We start from the raw sequence: 17,988 nt of genomic DNA, 5'->3' as shown, positions 1-17,988 counted from the left end.
CATGAGAATCATTGCAGGCGAGTACCGCGGGCGCACGCTCAAGGCGCCGAAAGGGGAGGGCACCCGCCCCACCACCGACCGGGTTCGGGAATCCATGATGAGCGTGGTGAACAGCGCACGCGGAGGTTTCGAGGGAGCGGTCGTGCTCGACGCGTTCGCGGGATCGGGCGCGCTGGGGTTCGAGGCGCTGTCGCGCGGCGCGCGATGCGCCCATTTCTACGAGTGCGGCGGCGAGGCCATGCGCGCGCTGTGCGCGAACGCCAAAACGCTGGGGCTTGAGCCGCGCGACGCGCGCATTCATCGTGCGGACGTGCTCAAGGAGCCCCCGACGTATGCGCGTCCCCCGTTCGATCTCGTGTTCCTGGATCCTCCGTACGCCTACCAGGCGGAGGCTGTCCTGGATTTGGTGGCGGCGCTCGGGCTACGCGGCGCGCTTGCGCAGGACGCCCTGGTGGTGTACGAGCACGACGCCGCTTCGGTTTCGTTGGTGGACGAAGCGGCAAAAGCGCGCGATTTGTCCCTTGCGCAGCGAAAGAAGTACGGCGATACTGTCGTGGACGTGCTGCTGCTTGACGAGTCCAGCCGCACTGTGTGACCAAACGAGAGGAAACGTGACCCATTCATGAAACGTGCATTGACGCCCGGAACCTTCGACCCTATCACGAGCGGGCATCTTGACGTCATAACCCGCGCAGCCCAGCTGGTGGACGAGATCATCGTGGCCGTGGCGGCGTCGCCGAAAAAGCAGCCCCTGTTCACGCTGGAGGAACGCGTCGAGCTGGTGCGCAAGGCCACCAGCCATCTGCCCAACGTGCGCGTGGAGCCCTTCGACGATCTGCTGGTCGAGTTCGCTGCCAAGATGGATGCGACCGTGGTCGTGAAAGGCTTGCGCGCTATTACCGACTTCGAGTACGAGTTCCAGATGACGGCCCTCAACTACCAGTTGAACCAAGAGCTTGAAACGCTGTTCATCATGTCGCCTCCGCAGTACATGTATCTCTCGTCGTCCATCGTTCGCGAGATAGCCAGCCTGCACGGCAAGGTGGAGCAGTTCGTTCCCCCTTGCGTGCACGAGGCGTTGCTGAAGAAGTTCGGCGACGCGTAAGGGAACTGTAACGTACGTTCCGACCGGGTGAAATGTGCTTGCTTTGTGCATTGGAAGTCGGTTTCCCGACCATACGTGCTAGAATATTGCGACGCATGCGCGCGATGGTGCCCGTGCGCGCCAACGCAGATGAAACGCAGCACGCCAGGGTGGAAGGACAATCATGGACGAAACAGGAGTCTTGGGGCTGTTAGAAGAGCTCTCGATTCTGCTTGAGGACTCTAAGCCGGTTTTCGGCAAAGGCAACATGCGCCAGGTTGACATCGCCGCGGCGTTCGAGATCATGGATGAAATTCGCGACACGTTCCCGAGCGAGTTCGCTCAGGCTCGTCAGATCGTACGCGAGCGGCAAAGCCTGCTCGATGACGCAGAGGCCGAGGCCAACCGCATGATCGAGGATGCACGCAGCCAGGCTATGACCATCGCCAGCGAGCAGGAGATCGTTCGCATCTCCCAGCAGCAGGCCGATCAGGTGCTCGCCGATGCGCGCGAGCTGGAGCGTCAGACCCGCGCCGGTGCCGAAGATTACGCCGACGAGGTGTTCGGCCACGTCGAGCAGAGCCTCGATACGCTGTTGGGCAACGTGCGCCGTTGCCGCGATCGCTTGAACGCCAACTCTCTTGCTTCGGGGCGCTAATGGACGCGACGCGCATCCACGTACCCCTTGAGCTTTTCACGCCTGCCGAAAGCGCTCATTTCGAAGGCGAGCTTACGGTGCCCGTCGTCAAGTCGGGCCCTGATCTGTACGACTTCTCGGCTCCTTTGAGCTGGCAGATCGATATATCCAACACAGGTGACGCCCTGCTGGTGACCGGCACGGTGGAGGGCGAGGCCAAAACGGCGTGCGCCCGCTGCCTCGAGACCATCGCGTTTCCCGTTACGGGCGAGATAGAGGGCTATTTCCTGCTGAATTCCGAGGAAGCCGCGCCCGAGGATATGGACGAGGACGAATTCGACGTGCTGTCCGAAGACAAGGTCATCGACGTCGAACCGCTTGCCACGGCTGCGCTGTTGCTGGAGTTTCCGCTGGTGCCGTTGTGCGACGACGAGTGCAAGGGCCTGTGCTCAACCTGCGGAGCGAACCTCAACGAAGGTCCCTGCGGTTGCGAGCCGGCATCCGACGAAGACGACGTGCCGCCGAACCCCTTCGCAGTCCTGAAAGATTTCCCCTTCGAGGAGAAGTAAATTCCCCCTTTGGTTTCGATGGGACGATGCAACGGGGTCAGTGATCCGTTTTCCGGCTTGTTGCCGAACACGAGACATTGACCCCGTTGTCTTATGCTGCGCGCTTCAGGAGCGCTACAATGGGCGGTATGGATACTACGACCAAACCTCAAAGCGACCCGAAGGTCTCTGCGCGCACGGTGTTCGCCCGATTCGCAAGCTACTACAAGCCGTATAAGTTCCTGTTCTTCTTCGACTTGGCGTGCGCCACTGTGCTCGCAGCGGTCGATCTGGCGTTTCCTCAGCTTTTGAACTTCTTTACCAGGGACTTTTTCGCCAGATCGGCCGACGTCGTTTTGGCATCGCTCGGGTGGATCGCCCTTCTGTTTGCCGCATTGTACTCGGTGCGCACGGCGTGCCAGTACTTCATCACCAGCTGGGGCCACATCATGGGCGTGCGCATGGAGGCGGACATGCGCATGGACCTGTTCAAGCAGTATCAACGCTTGAGTTTCGGCTATTACGACCGCAACAATACCGGCGAGATGATGAGCAAGCTGGTAACCGACCTGTTCGACGTGTCGGAGCTGGCTCATCACGGGCCGGAGAACCTGTTCATCTGCATCTTGAAGATCGTGGGATCGTTCGCGCTGCTGTTCTTCATCAACGTGCCGCTGACCGCCATCATGCTGGGAGCGACCGTCTTGCTGGCTGCCTACGCCGCATGGCGCAACTACCGCAAACGCCTCATCTTCACCGAGAACCGCAAGAAAATGGCCGACATCAATGCTCGATTGCAGGATTCCCTCGGCGGCATTCGCGTGGTGAAGTCGTTTGGAAACGAGTCCGTGGAGATCGGCAAGTTCAGTCGCGTGAACGATCGGTTCGTGGGGACCAAGGAAAGCTCGTACCGGTTCATGGGATCGTTCCATGCCGTGAACTCGCTGTTCATCGGCGTGTTGTACGCGGTTACCGTAGTGGGCGGCGGGTACTTCGTGGCTCAGGGCGAACTGGCGGTGACGGATCTGGCCATCTACGCTTTGTACATCGGCATCTTCATTTCTCCTATCGAGCAGCTGATCAACTTCGTGGAGACGTTCCAGAAGGGCTACGCCGGCTTTCGCCGGTTCATGGAGGTTCTGGCCGTGCGGCCCGACATCCAGGATGTGCCGGGGGCCTTGGACCTGCGCGTTGCCCGGACGGCGCACGGTTTCGATGCGGCCGCTTGCGGCGAGGCGGGAACGTGCGGCGCGCGTGCGCGGGGAGCGGTTCGCTATCGCGACGTGCGGTTCAGCTACGATGGTAGGCGCGACGTTCTGCGGGGGTTCGACCTGGCCGTGCCTGCAGGTGTCACCGTGGCGTTGGTAGGGCCTTCGGGCGGCGGGAAGACCACCGCATGTTCGCTGCTCCCTCGGTTCTACGATCCCCAGTCGGGTTCGGTCGAAGTCGACGGCATCGACATCCGTACGATTACGGCATCGTCGCTTCGCGAGGCGATCGGCATCGTGCAGCAGGACGTGTACCTGTTCGGCGGCAGCATTTCCGAGAACATTGCGTACGGACGGCCCGATGCGACGGCGTCGGAGATAGAGGAGGCCGCACGGCGCGCGAACATCCACGAGTTCGTTGAGAGCCTGCCCGACGGCTACGATACGTTCGTGGGCGAGCGCGGAGCTCGCTTGTCCGGCGGCCAAAAGCAGCGCATCGCCATCGCGCGGGTGTTTCTGCGCGACCCGAGCATTCTCATCTTGGACGAAGCCACGAGCGCCCTTGACAATGAGAGCGAGCGCGCCGTGCAGCGCTCGCTCGACGAGCTGTCGGCCGGACGCACCACGCTCATCATCGCGCATCGCCTGTCCACCATTCGCGGGGCGGACTTCATCGCCGTGGTGGACGACGGGCGCGTGGCGGAGCTGGGCACCCATGAGGACTTGCTGGCTTTGGGCGGCACGTACGCCGCTTACTACCGCATGCAGTTCGGAGCCTCCTAGGTTCAGCTTCCTGCACGCGTGCTCTTCTCTCGCATCTTGGCGCTTTTCGAGCACGTAGGGCTGGTTTTGCGCTATGATCAACGATGCGTTTGTCGTGAAAGTGCCAGTGGTTTATGAATCCTGCATGCCGTTTGCAAAAATGACCTCGCAGGACCCTTGCGGGACCCACAAACCTTTGGTACCATACCACTTCGCGTGTTTACTAAGCGAAAGCGAGCGAGCGTACCGCTCGGCAAAAAGCAAGGAGATAGAGATCATGGCAGTACCTAAGCGCAAAATGGGCCGTGCCCGCACTCATGCCCGTCGCAGCACCAACGACAAGATCGCGGCGCCTTCCCGCTCCGTGTGCCCCCAGTGCGGCGAAGCCAAGCTTCCGCACCGCGTGTGCCCGAACTGCGGCTTCTACAAGAACCGCGAGGTCATCGAGACGGACTAACCGTCTCCTGCGCGCGAGCGCTTACGTCCGCGCCTTGACAAGCCTCCCCGCACATCACGCTTTTTGCGTGACGAGCCGGGAGGCTTTTTTGCATGTTCGTCTATACTGTTGAAGGAAGCTATGCGCTGCGCGCATGCGCCCGCTCGCGCGATTGCGGTCGGACGCATGCGTCCACGCGACTCCACCGAGGAATGCGAGGACACCATGCCCGATAAAGTTACCATCACCGTCGACGCCATGGGGGGCGACAACGCTCCGGCCGTCGTGCTCGAAGGCGTTGCCGATGCGCTATCGACCGATTCCGACCTGACCGTTATCCTGTGCGGTCCGGCCGAGGTGGTCGAGCCCTTCGCCTCTCAGCACGAGCGTTGCGTAGCTCAGCCTACCACCGAGGTTATCGGCATGGCCGAGCATCCGGCAAACGCCGTGCGCAAGAAGAAGGACTCGTCTATCGTGGTGGGTTGCCGCCTGGTGAAAGAGGGCGCGGCGCAAGGGTTTTTCTCTGCGGGCTCTACGGGGGCCTGTCTGGCGGCCGGGACGTTGGTCATGGGCCGCATCAAAGGCATAGCGCGCCCTGCGCTTGCGACGGTCATCCCGTCGCCGGTTCGTCCCGTGGTCATGTGCGACGTGGGGGCGAATGCGGACTGCAAGCCGGAATACCTGGTGCAGTTCGGCCGCATGGCGTCGGTGTATGCCGAGAAGATCCTCGGGATCGAGAACCCTCGCGCCGCCCTGCTGAACATCGGCGAGGAGGACACGAAGGGGTCCCAGTTCGCCCAGGAGGCTCACGAGCTGCTGAAAGAGCAGCTTTCCAACTTCGCGGGCAATGCCGAAGGCGGCGACATCCTGGCCGCCACCTACGACGTGATCGTCACCGACGGCTTCACGGGCAACGTGTGCTTGAAGACCATCGAGGGCACGTCCAAGGTGCTGTTCAAAACGCTCAAGGACGTCATGATGGCGACGCCGGTTACCAAGCTGGGCGCCTTGACCATCAAGGGCGGCTTGAAGCAGCTTATGGCGCAGGTCAGTCCCGATACGTACGGCGGCGCGCCGCTTCTTGGCGTGAAGGGCGCATGCATCGTGGGGCATGGCTCGTCGAACGCCTATGCGATAAAGAGCGGCGTTCTGACCACGGCGAACTTCGTACGTGCGGGCATTACGGATATAATCGCGCAGACGGCTACGGGCGTCCAGGCGGGCGCTCCGGGAAACGGCGGTCAAGAATGACGCTTGAGAACCTGTTCGATTCCAACGAGCCTTCGGTTTCGAATCTTGACAAGAGGTTTGAAACTCCCATGATGCTGACCGACGAGCAGCGCGGCAAGCTCGATCGGGCCCAGAGCATCCTGGGGTACCGGTTCAATCAAGAGCAACTGCTCCTTTCGGCTATAACCCACCCTTCGGCTACCGAAGGCAAGGCCGTCAAGTACTCCTACGAGCGGCTCGAGTTTTTGGGCGACAGCATTTTGGGCGCCATCGTGGCCACCATCGCGTTCGATCGCTTTCACGACCTGGACGAAGGCGGCTTGACGCGCATCAAGGTGGCTCTCGTCTCGGGCGCGAGCTTGTCGGAGGTAGCTGAGCGCCTGGGGTTCACGGACGTGATCGTGTTCGGGTCTTCCGAGACGGGAACGGGTCGGCGCGGGCTGCATTCTGCGCTCGAGAACGTATACGAGGCCGTGGTGGCTGCGCTGTTTCTGGACGGCGGCATGGGCGCTGCCGTGAGCTTCGTGCGCGAAACGCTTATTCCGCGCATGTCGGTGGACATGGCGAAGGAGCCGGAGAACCCGAAGAGCGCGCTGCAGGAAAAGCTGCAAGAAGACGGCATCACGCCTACGTACAAGCTGGTGGAAACGCAGGGGCCGCCGCATGACCGCACGTTCGTGGCGCAGGTGTTCGCCGGGTCGCAGGGGCTTGCCCGTGGCACCGGGCGCACGAAAAAGGAAGCCGAGAGCCAGGCTGCCAAAAGCACGCTCGCTCGTTTGGGCGAGTTCTTCGGCCTGGGCGTCGACGAGGGCGTGCGCGCGGAGAAAGCCGCCGCAGCTAAGCAGGCCAAGGAAGAGAAGGCTGCTGCACGCGCCGAGCAGAAGGCCCGCAAGAAGTCCGAACGAGAGCGCGCGAAGCAGCGCAAGCAAGGGTAGCCTCACATGCACTTGAAGTCACTGGTCCTCAAAGGGTTCAAGTCGTTCGCCGACCGCAGCGTCCTGGCCATGGAGCCGGGTATCACTGCCGTGGTCGGCCCGAACGGATCGGGAAAGTCCAACATTTCCGATGCCGTGCTGTGGGTGCTGGGCGAGCGCAATGCCAAGCACCTGCGCGGACAGGCCATGGAGGACGTGATCTTCGCGGGGTCCTCGGCGCGCAAGAGCGTGGGCGTTGCGGAAGTGGACCTGGTGCTGGACAATTCGGACGGCACGCTTCCGGTCGATTACAGCGAGGTGGCCATCACGCGGCGCATGTACCGCTCCGGCGAGAGCGAGTACCTGATCAACGGCACGGTCGCGCGGCGCATGGACGTGCTCGACATCCTGCACGATTCGGGGTTGGGCACGGGCACGCATTCCATCATCTCCCAGGGAAGCCTGGATTCCATTCTGCAATCGAAGCCGGAGGACCGTCGCGCGCTCATCGAAGAGGCGGCCGGCGTTCTCAAGCACAAGCAGCGCAAGGCGAAAAGCGAGCGCAAGCTGGCGGCCATGGACGCCCACCTGGCGCGCGTAAAGGACGTTGCAGTCGAGGTGGAGCGTCAGCTGGGTCCGCTCGAGCGCAAGGCGAAACGCGCCCGCACCTATCAGGGGCTGGCAGCCGAGTTGTCCGATTTGAGCTTGTCGCTGGCCGTTGACGACCTGCGCACGCTGCGCCGAGCATGGGACGGCGCGCAAACCCGCGAGCAGGCCCTTCAGGCCGAGCTTGAAGAGAAGCGGGCTGCCATCGGCAAGGCCGAGGCGCATGCGGAAGAGCTGCAGGAAAAGATTCGGCGCGAAAGCGTGGACGCGGGAGACCTGGCCCGTCGGCATCGACGCGCGTCTTCGGCTGTCGAGCGGTTCGACGGCGCGGTGCTTTTGCTGCACGAGAAGCGCCGCGCTGCGCAAAGCTACGAAGCCGACCTGCGCGTTACGCTGGAATCGAACAAGGTCAAGCGCGCTCAGGCGGAAGCGGACCGTGCGCAGGCGGCGGCGCAGTTGGCCGAGGTTCGCGCAAGTCGCGAGGCTGCCGATGCGGCCGTTGCCCGGTTGACCGAGGAGCAGGCTCAAAACGCCAAACGCAGGCGAGACCTCGAGCGCGAGCTCGAGGATATCGAGAAGGCCAAGCGCTCTGACGAGCGCGCGCAAGAGCAGGCGCGCCGTGAGCTTTCCGAGACGCAGGAGGCTTTGGCAAGCGGGCTTGCCCATGTGAAGTTGATTGAAGGCCACGGCAAGGAGCTGGAGCTTCAGTTGGGCCGTGCGCAGGCCGAAGCCGCCGCGCAGGCCGAAGCCGCCGCGCAGGCCGAAGCCGAACTGGCTGCGTTGACCGAGCGGGAAGCTGCTGCGCGCGCGAAGGTTGGCGAGGCTTTGGTTGCACGCGAATCGGCGCGCGCGGAGCTTGATCAGGCGCGAGAGGCCGCAACCCTGCTGTCTTCGGAGATCAAGGGTCTTGAGGAACTTGAGCGCGCCGCAGCGGCCTCGGGGCCGGCGCTCGCATGGCTGCTGGACCATGCCGACGAACTGGAGGCGGGGATCGAGCCGATCGCCCGCGCGGTGCGCGCGCCCGCCGGTGCCGAGGCGCTGGTGGAGCGCTTGCTGGGCGCGGACGTGTCGGCGCTGTTGGTGGACGACGAGGTTCGCGCGAGCGCGGTTGCGGCTGCTCTTCTGTCTTGCGACGAGCAGGGCGAGGTCGTGCTCGTTTCCCGCGCGGGGAAGCAGACGACGTCGGCGCCTGCGCGCGCTGCCGCGCAAGCGGGGCTCGGCCGTGCCTTGGTGGACGATCTCTCGTATCCCGAGGAAGCGTCTCGCGCGGTCGAGGCGCTTCTGGGCGATGTGGTGGTGTGCGATAGCCGGGAAGATGCGTTCGCGGCTCATGCGCGCGACCTCTCTGGTGCTCGTTTCGTCACGACGGACGGGTGCGTCGTATGGCCGAACGGGAAGGTGACGGTTGGTTCGGCGACGGTCGAGGATGCCGAGGGCGTTCTCGCGCGCGCTCGACGCGCCGATGAGCTGCGCGCTCGGTTGTCGGCTGCAGAGGAGACGCGCGCCGCTTCGGAAAAGCGCACTCAGGCTGCCGAGGAAACGCTGCGCAGCGCGCAGGCCGACAGCTTGAAGCTGTCGCAGCAGTTGGCCGAGCTGCGAGGCAAGACCGACGCGGCGCGCGCAGACGCCCGACGCGCCGAGGAGAAGCTTGCTTCGGTGCGCCGTGAGTTCTCCGATATCGAGGGCCAGCGCGCACAGGCCGAGCGCACCGTTGCCGAGGCTCGGCCTTCGGTGGAGGCGCTCGAGCAGCGTCTGGCTCAGTTGAAGAAGAGCCTGGACGAAGGCGCGGCGAAGCTCCAGGAGGCGCAGGACACGGTGGTCCCCCTGCGCAAGCTTGCGGCTCAGCTGCGCGATTCGCTTTCGGAAGCGAAGCTCAAGGCGGCAACGCTGTCCGAACGCGAAACGTACACGTCGCGCATGGTGGACGCGAGAACGCGCGATCTGGAAACCGTCGACGCAAGCGATGCGGAAGCGAGCGATTCCCTTGCGCGCAAAACGGTGGCCCAGAAGCGCATCGAGCCTTTGCTCGCGCTGTTCGAGGAGCTTACCGCGAGCGCTCGCCGCTGGACGCGCGATCTGGAGGAAGCGGCGACGGCTGCACAGGATTCGTCGGCTGGCCTGCACGCTGCGGTCAACGAGGCTCGCGCAGCGGCGCGAGCTGCGCACGATGCCTTCGATGCCGCGAACGCCCGCCTGTCCGAGGCTCGCGTGGAGAAGGGCCGCCTGGAGGTTCAGGTGGAAGGCGCGGTCAACGCCATCGTCCACGATTGCGGCGTGCCGCTCGATCGCGCGCTCGAGACCCCCGAGCTCGAGGACCGGGGGGCAACCGAGGATGCCGCTTTCAAGCTGCGTCGTCGCATCGCCAACATGGGTACCATCAACCCGGATGCCGCCGAAGAGTACGAGCAGCTCAAGAGCCGCTACGACTACCTGGCTGCGCAGCTGGCCGACCTGGACGGCGCCCGCCGGTCGCTTTCCAAGATCGTCCGCGTCATCGATGCGCGCATGAAAGAGGACTTCATTCGCACCTACGAAGCGGTCGACAAGAACTTCCAGGAGATATTCGCCGTGCTCTTCCCGGGCGGTTCGGCTCATTTGACCTTGGTTGATCCGGATGATCTGGAGGCCACGGGCGTGGAAGTGACCGCGCAGCCGCGCGGAAAGCGCATTACGAAGATGATGCTCATGAGCGGCGGGGAGAAATCGCTCACGGCGCTTGCGCTCCTGTTCGCGGTGTACCGCATCCGCACGACGCCGTTCTACATCCTGGACGAGGTGGAGGCCGCGCTGGACGATTCGAACCTGCGTCGCTTGACGGCGTACCTGGAATCGCTGCGCGACTCCACGCAGCTCATCATGATCACGCACCAGCGTCGCACCATGGAGATGGCCGACGTGCTGTTCGGCGTGTCCATGCAGGCCGACGGCGTGACGAAGGTGGTCAGCCAGAAGTTGGATCGCGCGCTCCAGTACGCGGAATAGCCTTCGGGCGCTGGGCGGCGGTGCCCAGTCGCTTGAACAGTCCTGAGCTCGCGTGAACAGCCCACTGGGCGGTTCGACTCGTGCGGAACTCGCTTGGTGGGCACCGCCGCCCAGCTCCTTTGCAGGCGTTGTGCGTGGCGCAGGGCGGTTCGCTTCTGTCTGCGAGGGAGCCAGGGGATGGGATGGGCGCGATGTTTGCGGGGTGCGGGCTTCAGGGGAATCTGCGTCGCTGACGGGGGGCTTTTTTTGAGCTACACTGTTCAAGTTGCTGAGAAAGGAGCCCGACATGGGATTTTTCAATAGGATCAGCGAAGGGCTGAGCCGTTCGCGCGACAAGTTCAAGGAGCAGATGAACGTTCTGCTCGACCGCGGTCCGGATTTGGACGAAGAGTTCTGGGACGGGCTGGAGGAAACGCTCATCCTGGCCGACATCGGCGGCGCTGCCGCGTCCGAGATCGTGGAGAACCTGCGCGACCAGGCCACCCGCAAGGCGCTGCCCGACGCGTACGCCGTGCTCGACCTGCTGAACGACCAGATCGCCAGCACGTTTGCGGAAGGCGGCCAGGACGTGTTCGGCGGCGGCGAAGCCATCGTCTTGTTCGTGGGCATCAACGGCACCGGCAAGACCACCACGGTGGGCAAGATCGCCAAAGCGGCCACCGACGAGGGGCGCAAGGTGCTTCTGGGAAGCGCCGACACGTTTCGCGCGGCGGCTATCGAGCAGCTGGAGGTGTGGGCGCGCCGCGCGGACGTGCCCGTGTGCACGCGCGAGCGCGGCAGCGATCCTGCCAGCGTGTGCTACGACACCATCGAGCGCGCCGAGCAGGAGGGTGCCGACCTGGTGCTGGTCGACACCGCCGGGCGCCTGCATACGTCGGCCGACCTCATGCGCGAGCTCGAGAAAGTGGTGAACGTGGTGCGCAAGCGCGCGAACATGCCCGTGTACACGGTGCTCGTGACCGATGCGACCACCGGGCAGAACGGCCTGCAGCAGGCGCGCGAGTTCGATCGCGCGCTCGATCTGGACGGCGTGATCGTCACGAAGCTGGACGGCACAGCCAAGGGCGGCATCGCGCTCGCGGTGTCTCACGAGCTGAATCTTCCCGTGCTCAAGATCGGCGTAGGGGAGGGGCTTGACGACCTCAAGGAGTTCGACGCCCACGATTTCGCGCGCGCCCTCGTCGGCGAGTTCGACGAACGAAGATAGCAGAGCGGCCGGGCGGGAGGGTTCGCAAGTTTGGGCGTGAATCGGCACCTGTGACGAAAGAACCAGGTGCCGAGCGTGCGCTTGCGGTCGCTTCGTTGGTAAAGCCTTGGTCGCGTTTTCGGATGCGGCCAAGATATGGCCTTCCGTGCGCTCTGAATTGCTGCAGTTCCCCCATGCGCGCCCTAATTCTTCCAGGCTCTATACTGAACCATCCTCGATATTGCGAGGATACTGCCTGGTCCAGTACGCTATGAGGTCCCGATCTCCCGATGGGTCGTGCGCTTCGTGCTCGAAGAGCAGGTTCCTGCGGTCCATGTCCCCGTGCTTGAACTGCTCGACGTAGCAGAGCCGGTCCGGGTGGCGTTTACTATGGAGTAGCTTGCTTGTCGTGCGATTCTTCCCCTAATGTTGCGTTCGAGCGCATGTTGAGACTCGTCCGCTAACGGAGAATACCTGTGACCAGGCAATATGCATACCCCTATCGAAGATCATCCCCCAAAGCGTCCTCCGAACGCAACATTAAGGGAAGAATCGCACGCGCGGTGGCCGCTTGCGATCTTGTCGCCAGTTTCAAGGGGCGGCTTTCGGGTATTGCGCTGCTGCGCGTTTGCGCGTGCAGAAGCTCAAAGGCAGGCCGAAGCTCGGGCGGAAGAGCCTCATGAACCTCAGCGCTTCATCAGAGAAAGTCTTTCAACGAGCCCTGTCGGCGAACCCTTCTCTTTCGAGCGAATTCGTCGAACGGGCCGCTCATCATGTCCAGCGCACTATCGGCGTCGTCGACGATGCTGCCGTCGAGAGACGCGCGTGTTTCCGAAGCGCGGTCGGATTGCTTGTGTGTTTGTGGTCGGAGCGGGATTGCTGTCGTATAATTCGAACCACTACGCTTAATCGACGCATACGACGAGGAGCCTACCGACCATGCTCGAAAACCTCTCCGAACGCCTTCAAGGCATATTTTCCGGTCTGCGCGGCAAGGGCCGCCTGACCGAGGACGACATCAACGGCGCCATGCGCGAGATCCGCATGGCGCTTCTGGAAGCGGACGTCAACTTCAAGGTGGTCAAGGCTTTCGTCGCGAACACGAAGGAACGCTGCCTGACCGCAGAGGTGCTTGACTCGCTCACGCCTGCTCAAAACGTCATCAAGATCGTTTTGGACGAGCTGACCGGACTTCTGGGGCGCACGGACTCCAAGCTGGTGCTGTCGAGCCGCATCCCCAACGTGATCATGCTGGTGGGCTTGCAGGGCTCCGGCAAGACCACCGCGGCCGCGAAGCTGGCGTACCGCCTGAAGCAGGAGAACCACTCTCCGTTGCTGGTTGCCTGCGACGTGTACCGTCCCGCTGCGGCCGATCAGCTGGAAACGCTCGGCGGCGAGATCGGCGTGCGCGTGTACCGCGGCGACGGGCAGGATCCCGTGAAGATCGCGACTGAGGGCGTGCAGGACGCCATCGACAACCTGCGCGACGTGGTCATCGTCGACACGGCGGGCCGCTTGCACGTCGATGACGAGATGATGGACGAGGCCGAGGCCATCAAGCGCGCGGTCAAGCCCGATCAGATCCTCATGGTGGTGGACGCCATGACCGGCCAGGACGTGGTGAACGTGGCCAGCGCGTTCGCTGAGCGGGTTGATTTCGACGGCGTGATCATGTCGAAGATGGACGGCGACGCCCGCGGCGGCGGCGCGCTGTCGATCAAGCAGGTCACTGGCAAGCCCATCAAGTTCATCAGCTCGGGCGAGAAGCCCGATTCGCTTGACGAGTTCCATCCTGACCGCATGGCGAAGCGCATCCTGGGCATGGGCGACGTGGTCAGCCTCATTGAAAGCGCCGTGGCGGTGCAGCAGGAGGAGATCGAGGCCGAGTCCGCCGAGCGCATGATGAAGGCGCAGCTCAACCTGAACGACTTCATCGAAATGAACCGCCAGGTACGCAAGATGGGCGGCGTCTCGAAGCTGATCAGCGCATTGCCGGGCGGTGACAAGGCCATGGCCTCCGGCCAGGTGGACGAGGGCGCCTTCGACCACATGGAGGTCATCATCAACTCCATGACGAAAGCGGAGCGCGAAAAGCCCGACCTCCTGAACGGGAGCCGTCGCGCGCGCATCGCGGCGGGTGCGGGCGTCACCGTCTCGGACGTGAACCAGCTTATGAAGAAGTTCAACGAGACGAAGAAGATGATGAAGAAAATGATGCCCGCCATGGAGGAGATGCAAGGCGGTCGAAAGGGAAAGAAGGGCAAGAAGGGCCGTCGACGTCGAGGGATACCCGGCATGGGCGGCATGAGCATGTCCGATATCAAAAAGCTCCAGGACATGATGGGGCAGTAGCATGATTCCGCCGGCGACTGCCGGCGGATCTTCGTTTGCCGACGGTTGCCGGTTGCTTTCGGGCGGGTGCCGGCCTCTGCTATACTTGCCTGCGCGGCGCGTTCGCTCCGCGCAGGTTGACGGCGATAAACGACAGGAGGCGCGCCATGGCGCTCGAGATACGCCCGTATCGTGAAGAGGATCTTCCGGGCATGATCAAGGTGTGGAACGAAGTGGTCGAAGGCGGGGAAGCGTTTCCGCAGATCGAGCCGCTTACGATCGATACGGCGCGCGAGTTTTTCGCCGCGCAGGCTCTGACGACGGTGGCTGCCATCGACTCGAAGCTGTTCGGCTTGTACATCCTTCATCCGAACAACGTGGGTCGATGCGCGCACATTGCCAACGCCAGCTATGCGGTAGCGTCAAGCGCGCGCGGCGTCGGGCTCGGCCGTGCGCTTGTAGCGGATTCGCTCGAGCAGGCGGCAAAGAAGGGCTTTCAAGGCCTGCAGTTCAACGCGGTGGTGGCAAGCAACGAGGGGGCTATTCACCTGTACGAGGATATGGGCTTCACGCGCGTCGGCACCATTCCCGGGGGCTTCGTCAACTTCATGGGCGCCTACGAGGACGTGCATATCTTCTACAAGAGCACCGCACGCGAAAACCGCGGCTGCTGAGGCTAGTTCGCAGCCTGGTCTAGGCTGTTCCCAGCGTCTTGCGCCGTTGGTTTGCCGGATGGCGCAAGACGCTCTTTCGCAGTTACTCGGCAATGACGATTTCCGGATGCTCGCGGTCGATCACGGTGCGCGTCGTTACGGTTGCGCCTAGGTGTCGCTCCATGAGGGCGGCGAACTCGTCAAGCGCGGTTTCCAGCGTTTCGCGCCGTTCGGGTTCCAAGCACTCCACGACGAGGATCGCGTTGCTCGAATCGTCCGAAAGCGCCGTGCGCTGCCCGTCGCGCCAGTTGAAGCAGCGGCATACGGCTCCGATGTCGTCGCGGTAGCACAGCTCGCCCGGCAGCGTGGGGTCGTCGCCATCCTCTCCGATAGGCGTGAACGCGTCGCCTCCTTCGGTGATGCCCAGGCGGAAGTCGCCGACGAGCGAGTCGATGTCCTCGCCGCCGACGGGCAGGGCGTACTTGAGGGAAACGGCGTTGTAGATGTCGACCGAGGGCGTGATGGATCCTACGGGGTTGCCCTTCAGCACGCGCTTGAGCAGGTTCTCGATCGAGCAGCGCGCGCCCTTCTTCGTTTTGAACTGCCGGTACGCTTCGCGCCATACCTTGACGGGCTCGTTTTCGGAAATCACGTTGCTGGTCAGGTAGGCGTTCGCCTGCTCGTTCGCGTCGCGCAGCAGCCTCGAGATTTCGGCGGCATCGTCGGCGGGCACGTCGCTTGCGCTTTTCATGCCGCGAACGACGATGATGCCGATGGCGGACTTGGGAAACAGGTTCCAAAACGAGTCTTCGGCGATGAATCTCTTCATGCTCTTCTCCTTCGTTTCGCCGGTTCTATCCTTCATGCGTCGTAAGGTTGAGGCCGATGATCCCCACGGCAATCAACGCGATGCAGATGATCTTAGGCGCGCTTGCCGGCTCCTTGAGCACCACCATGCCCAGGACGGCCGCCCCGACCATGCCGATGCCCGTCCATACCGCGTACCCGACGCTGAGCGGCAGCGTTTTGAGCGCGTGCGACAAAAGCCCGAAGCTGATGATCATGCCGCCAACGGTAAGCAGGCTAGGGACAAGCTTCGTGAACCCCTCCGAAAGCTTGAGCTCGTACGCCCAGAACGTTTCGAACAGTCCGGCAATGATCAAGATAACCCAGTTCATAATTCCTCCCAATAAAAAAGCATGCCGCCTCTTTCATCTTCTCAGGCCTACTGATGAAAGTGCGCATGCTCGCGTCTTGATCTACCCGGCGGCAGATATCCTATTTGATTGGTTTGGCAGAATACTACACTGCGTTGGGCGAGTCAAGTGCGCTCATTCCGCCATTGCGACGGTTGCCGCGCACATGTCGGACGCGCTCAAACGTGGGCTTTTCGAGGACGATTGCACCTCGCTTTGCGCGTTTGGCCTGAAACGCTTAAAATTCGGCTTGGTAATCCGCTTGTCAAACCGGTAGTTTCGCCGTATCATAAGCAATTGCTGTTTTCCCTACACCGTAATGACGGTGTTGAGGCATGAATCGTATGTAAGAAGCAAAAGGAGTTCATCTTCATGGCAGTTAAAATTCGCCTGGCCCGTCACGGCGCCAAGAAGCGTCCGTACTACCGCATCGTCGTTGCCGATTCGCGCTGCCCGCGCGACGGTAAGTTCATCGAGGAAGTGGGTCGTTACAATCCCTGCTCCGAGCCTGCCATGGTGTCTTTTGACATGGACAAGGTTGACCAGTGGATCAAGAACGGCGCACAGCCGACCGACACGGTCGCTTCGCTGATCAGGCGCGCCCGCGAGAACGCGTAAATCCTATGGCCGAGCAGACGGAAGACATCGTCGGTCTGGTTGAATCCGTTGTACGTCCGCTTATCGAGTTCGAAGACGATCTCGAGATCACGGCGAGCAACGCGGAGGACGGAACGATCCTCGTCGAGGTGCGCGTGCATGAAGAGGACGCTGGCAAGGTGATCGGCCGCCAGGGTCGTGTCATCAAGGCTATCCGCACCCTTGCCCGTGCTGCTGCTTCTCGTACGAACACGCATGTCGAAGTGGAACTTCTCGATTAAATGCGTGCATGGGTTAACGTAGCCGAACTGGCTCGAACAAAAACCTTATCGGGAGGGCTCGTCGCGCGCAGCGTGCCGGGTCTTCCCTTTTTGCTGTCCGAAGGCCTGGAGGTGGCGTTCGTTCCGCCTCGGCATGACGGGCCGCGTCGCGGTATCGTGGAAAGCGTGAAGCACGAGGGAAAAGACGCGTACCTGGTCACATTCGAAGGCGTGCGCAGCATCGACACGGCAGAGCTGCTGGCTGGGTGTCATTGCCTGGTTCGACGGGCTGATCTGCCTGAAGATGCGCTGGTCGCGGTTGACGACGACCTTGCGGGCTACGAGGTGCACGATGCTTGCATCGGGTACGTGGGCGTTGTGGAGGACGTGCTCGAGAATCCCGGCCAAACGCTCCTTTCGGTTGCCCGAGCGGACGGGAGCGGATCGGCGCTCATCCCGTTGGTAGATGCCTTCGTTGTGGGTTTCGACGACGATGCCCGCCGCATCGACGTGGCCTTGCCCGACGGCTTGCTCGATCTGTAGCGTCCTTGCGCGGCGCTTTCCGTTTGCCTGAAAGGACCCTTCCGTGATCATCGAGACGCTCTCGACGTTTCCGTCCATGTACGATTCCGTTATGGGGTCTTCCATGATGCGCATCGCGCAGGAGAAGGGCCTATTGGAATTCAAGGCGCACGACCTGCGGGATTGGACGCATGACAGGCATCGCACTACCGACGACGACCCGTACGGCGGCGGCGACGGGCTGGTCATGAAATGCGAGCCCATCTTCGAGGCGCACGATGTCATCGTAGCCAGGCATCCTGCGCGCCCCTGCACGATTTTCCTGAGCCCGCATGGGGCTCCTTTCGATGACGCGCTGGCGTGCGAGTTGGCGCAGGAAGACCGTCTGCTGTTCGTGTGCGGCCATTACGAAGGCATCGACGAGCGCGCCTACACGCTGGCTGATCGCGTGATATCGCTGGGCGATTACGTGCTCACGAGCGGCGAGCTGGCGTCCATGGTGGTCATCGACGCTGTGGTGCGCAAGGTTCCGGGCGTGCTGGGAGCCGAGACGGGCGCTCTCGGCGAGAGCTTCGCCGACGGCCTTTTGGAGTATCCCCAGTACACGCGTCCGGCTTCGTTTCGCGGTATGGAGGTTCCGCCGGTTCTTTTATCGGGAAACCACGCAGCCGTGGCTCGCTGGCGTCGCGAATGCAGCCTGGAGCGCACCTATCGCTTGCGCCCCGACTTGCTCGATGCCGTGGACTTGTCTTCCGAAGATCGGAAGTTTCTCGACGCCCTGTAAGGCGGCGAAGGCGGCGGCCGCCTTGTTGCTCCGCGGCCTGGCTGGCCTTCGC

The 17,988-nt window shown here is 62.8% G+C and carries 18 protein-coding genes; 16 read left to right on the top strand and 2 right to left on the bottom strand.

Going from position 1 to position 17,988, the window contains the following annotated elements:
* The first annotated feature begins 1 nt into the window (after nucleotide 1).
* The 12 genes from rsmD to LG373_RS05840 all read left to right on the top strand — a co-directional run bounded on the left by rsmD (nucleotide 2) and on the right by LG373_RS05840 (nucleotide 14,598).
* On the top strand, nucleotides 2–595 hold the full coding sequence (gene rsmD / locus LG373_RS05895) for a 16S rRNA (guanine(966)-N(2))-methyltransferase RsmD (RefSeq protein ID WP_255616276.1): 594 nt from the start codon (nucleotides 2–4) through the stop codon (nucleotides 593–595).
* Nucleotides 596–622: 27 nt separating this feature from the next.
* Nucleotides 623–1,105, top strand: coding sequence for a pantetheine-phosphate adenylyltransferase (gene coaD / locus LG373_RS05890; RefSeq protein ID WP_114565826.1), 483 nt, complete (start codon nucleotides 623–625; stop codon nucleotides 1,103–1,105).
* A gap of 163 nt (nucleotides 1,106–1,268) precedes the next feature.
* On the top strand, nucleotides 1,269–1,742 hold the full coding sequence (locus LG373_RS05885) for an ATPase (RefSeq protein ID WP_103265837.1): 474 nt from the start codon (nucleotides 1,269–1,271) through the stop codon (nucleotides 1,740–1,742).
* A complete protein-coding gene (locus tag LG373_RS05880; RefSeq protein ID WP_225749280.1) occupies nucleotides 1,742–2,290 on the top strand; it encodes a DUF177 domain-containing protein in 549 nt (182 codons plus the stop codon). Before LG373_RS05885 ends, LG373_RS05880 begins: the two co-directional genes overlap by 1 nt.
* 119 nt (nucleotides 2,291–2,409) lie before the next feature.
* Entirely contained in the window at nucleotides 2,410–4,260 is a 1,851-nt protein-coding gene (locus LG373_RS05875; RefSeq protein WP_370632867.1) for an ABC transporter ATP-binding protein, read from the top strand.
* Between the two features lie 256 nt (nucleotides 4,261–4,516).
* Nucleotides 4,517–4,696 carry a 50S ribosomal protein L32 gene (rpmF, locus tag LG373_RS05870; protein WP_114565823.1) on the top strand — a complete coding sequence of 60 codons (180 nt, stop codon included), beginning with the start codon at nucleotides 4,517–4,519 and terminating at the stop codon, nucleotides 4,694–4,696.
* Nucleotides 4,697–4,900: 204 nt separating this feature from the next.
* On the top strand, nucleotides 4,901–5,926 hold the full coding sequence (gene plsX / locus LG373_RS05865) for a phosphate acyltransferase PlsX (RefSeq protein WP_114565952.1): 1,026 nt from the start codon (nucleotides 4,901–4,903) through the stop codon (nucleotides 5,924–5,926).
* 68 nt (nucleotides 5,927–5,994) lie between these two features.
* Entirely contained in the window at nucleotides 5,995–6,840 is an 846-nt protein-coding gene (rnc, locus tag LG373_RS05860) for a ribonuclease III (protein ID WP_114565951.1), read from the top strand.
* A gap of 6 nt (nucleotides 6,841–6,846) precedes the next feature.
* The gene (gene smc, locus LG373_RS05855; RefSeq protein ID WP_225749278.1) at nucleotides 6,847–10,407 is read left to right on the top strand and encodes a chromosome segregation protein SMC; all 3,561 of its coding nucleotides are present in this window, start codon (nucleotides 6,847–6,849) and stop codon (nucleotides 10,405–10,407) included.
* 286 nt (nucleotides 10,408–10,693) lie between these two features.
* Entirely contained in the window at nucleotides 10,694–11,614 is a 921-nt protein-coding gene (gene ftsY / locus LG373_RS05850; protein WP_225749277.1) for a signal recognition particle-docking protein FtsY, read from the top strand.
* A gap of 918 nt (nucleotides 11,615–12,532) precedes the next feature.
* The gene (gene ffh, locus LG373_RS05845) at nucleotides 12,533–13,945 is read left to right on the top strand and encodes a signal recognition particle protein (RefSeq protein ID WP_225749276.1); all 1,413 of its coding nucleotides are present in this window, start codon (nucleotides 12,533–12,535) and stop codon (nucleotides 13,943–13,945) included.
* A gap of 146 nt (nucleotides 13,946–14,091) precedes the next feature.
* A complete protein-coding gene (locus tag LG373_RS05840; protein ID WP_225749275.1) occupies nucleotides 14,092–14,598 on the top strand; it encodes a GNAT family N-acetyltransferase in 507 nt (168 codons plus the stop codon).
* A gap of 82 nt (nucleotides 14,599–14,680) precedes the next feature.
* Here the strand turns inward: LG373_RS05840 and LG373_RS05835 are convergent, their stop codons facing one another.
* Both LG373_RS05835 and LG373_RS05830 read right to left on the bottom strand, forming a co-directional pair.
* Complete coding sequence (locus LG373_RS05835) at nucleotides 14,681–15,406, bottom strand: B3/4 domain-containing protein (RefSeq protein WP_225749274.1); 726 nt, start codon at nucleotides 15,404–15,406, stop codon at nucleotides 14,681–14,683.
* Between the two features lie 25 nt (nucleotides 15,407–15,431).
* Nucleotides 15,432–15,755: a multidrug efflux SMR transporter gene (locus LG373_RS05830; RefSeq protein ID WP_114565817.1), complete on the bottom strand. Its 324-nt coding sequence runs from the start codon at nucleotides 15,753–15,755 to the stop codon at nucleotides 15,432–15,434.
* Nucleotides 15,756–16,145: 390 nt separating this feature from the next.
* On the opposite strand from LG373_RS05830, the gene rpsP reads away from it, so the two are divergent.
* From rpsP to trmD, 4 genes are read left to right on the top strand one after another with little or no spacing between them, the layout of a single operon-like run.
* Complete coding sequence (rpsP, locus tag LG373_RS05825; RefSeq protein WP_114565816.1) at nucleotides 16,146–16,391, top strand: 30S ribosomal protein S16; 246 nt, start codon at nucleotides 16,146–16,148, stop codon at nucleotides 16,389–16,391.
* Between the two features lie 5 nt (nucleotides 16,392–16,396).
* Entirely contained in the window at nucleotides 16,397–16,651 is a 255-nt protein-coding gene (locus LG373_RS05820) for a KH domain-containing protein (protein WP_114565815.1), read from the top strand.
* The gene (locus LG373_RS05815; protein WP_225749273.1) at nucleotides 16,652–17,173 is read left to right on the top strand and encodes a ribosome maturation factor RimM; all 522 of its coding nucleotides are present in this window, start codon (nucleotides 16,652–16,654) and stop codon (nucleotides 17,171–17,173) included.
* 43 nt (nucleotides 17,174–17,216) lie between these two features.
* On the top strand, nucleotides 17,217–17,936 hold the full coding sequence (trmD, locus tag LG373_RS05810; RefSeq protein WP_225749272.1) for a tRNA (guanosine(37)-N1)-methyltransferase TrmD: 720 nt from the start codon (nucleotides 17,217–17,219) through the stop codon (nucleotides 17,934–17,936).
* Nucleotides 17,937–17,988: the final 52 nt, after the last annotated feature.

This window comes from Paraeggerthella sp. Marseille-Q4926 (assembly GCF_916618935.1).
GTDB lineage: Bacteria > Actinomycetota > Coriobacteriia > Coriobacteriales > Eggerthellaceae > Paraeggerthella > Paraeggerthella hominis.
Note: the sequence above shows the minus strand (reverse complement) of the source record. Positions and strands in the feature narration are given on the sequence as shown.

Coding starts and splice junctions, on each gene's coding strand:
- rsmD (WP_255616276.1), top strand. CDS start 2: ATGAGAATCATTGCAGGCGAGTACCGCGGGCGCACGCTCAAGGCGCCG.
- coaD (WP_114565826.1), top strand. CDS start 623: ATGAAACGTGCATTGACGCCCGGAACCTTCGACCCTATCACGAGCGGG.
- LG373_RS05885 (WP_103265837.1), top strand. CDS start 1,269: ATGGACGAAACAGGAGTCTTGGGGCTGTTAGAAGAGCTCTCGATTCTG.
- LG373_RS05880 (WP_225749280.1), top strand. CDS start 1,742: ATGGACGCGACGCGCATCCACGTACCCCTTGAGCTTTTCACGCCTGCC.
- LG373_RS05875 (WP_370632867.1), top strand. CDS start 2,410: ATGGGCGGTATGGATACTACGACCAAACCTCAAAGCGACCCGAAGGTC.
- rpmF (WP_114565823.1), top strand. CDS start 4,517: ATGGCAGTACCTAAGCGCAAAATGGGCCGTGCCCGCACTCATGCCCGT.
- plsX (WP_114565952.1), top strand. CDS start 4,901: ATGCCCGATAAAGTTACCATCACCGTCGACGCCATGGGGGGCGACAAC.
- rnc (WP_114565951.1), top strand. CDS start 5,995: ATGATGCTGACCGACGAGCAGCGCGGCAAGCTCGATCGGGCCCAGAGC.
- smc (WP_225749278.1), top strand. CDS start 6,847: ATGCACTTGAAGTCACTGGTCCTCAAAGGGTTCAAGTCGTTCGCCGAC.
- ftsY (WP_225749277.1), top strand. CDS start 10,694: ATGGGATTTTTCAATAGGATCAGCGAAGGGCTGAGCCGTTCGCGCGAC.
- ffh (WP_225749276.1), top strand. CDS start 12,533: ATGCTCGAAAACCTCTCCGAACGCCTTCAAGGCATATTTTCCGGTCTG.
- LG373_RS05840 (WP_225749275.1), top strand. CDS start 14,092: ATGGCGCTCGAGATACGCCCGTATCGTGAAGAGGATCTTCCGGGCATG.
- LG373_RS05835 (WP_225749274.1), bottom strand. CDS start 15,406: ATGAAGAGATTCATCGCCGAAGACTCGTTTTGGAACCTGTTTCCCAAG.
- LG373_RS05830 (WP_114565817.1), bottom strand. CDS start 15,755: ATGAACTGGGTTATCTTGATCATTGCCGGACTGTTCGAAACGTTCTGG.
- rpsP (WP_114565816.1), top strand. CDS start 16,146: ATGGCAGTTAAAATTCGCCTGGCCCGTCACGGCGCCAAGAAGCGTCCG.
- LG373_RS05820 (WP_114565815.1), top strand. CDS start 16,397: ATGGCCGAGCAGACGGAAGACATCGTCGGTCTGGTTGAATCCGTTGTA.
- LG373_RS05815 (WP_225749273.1), top strand. CDS start 16,652: ATGCGTGCATGGGTTAACGTAGCCGAACTGGCTCGAACAAAAACCTTA.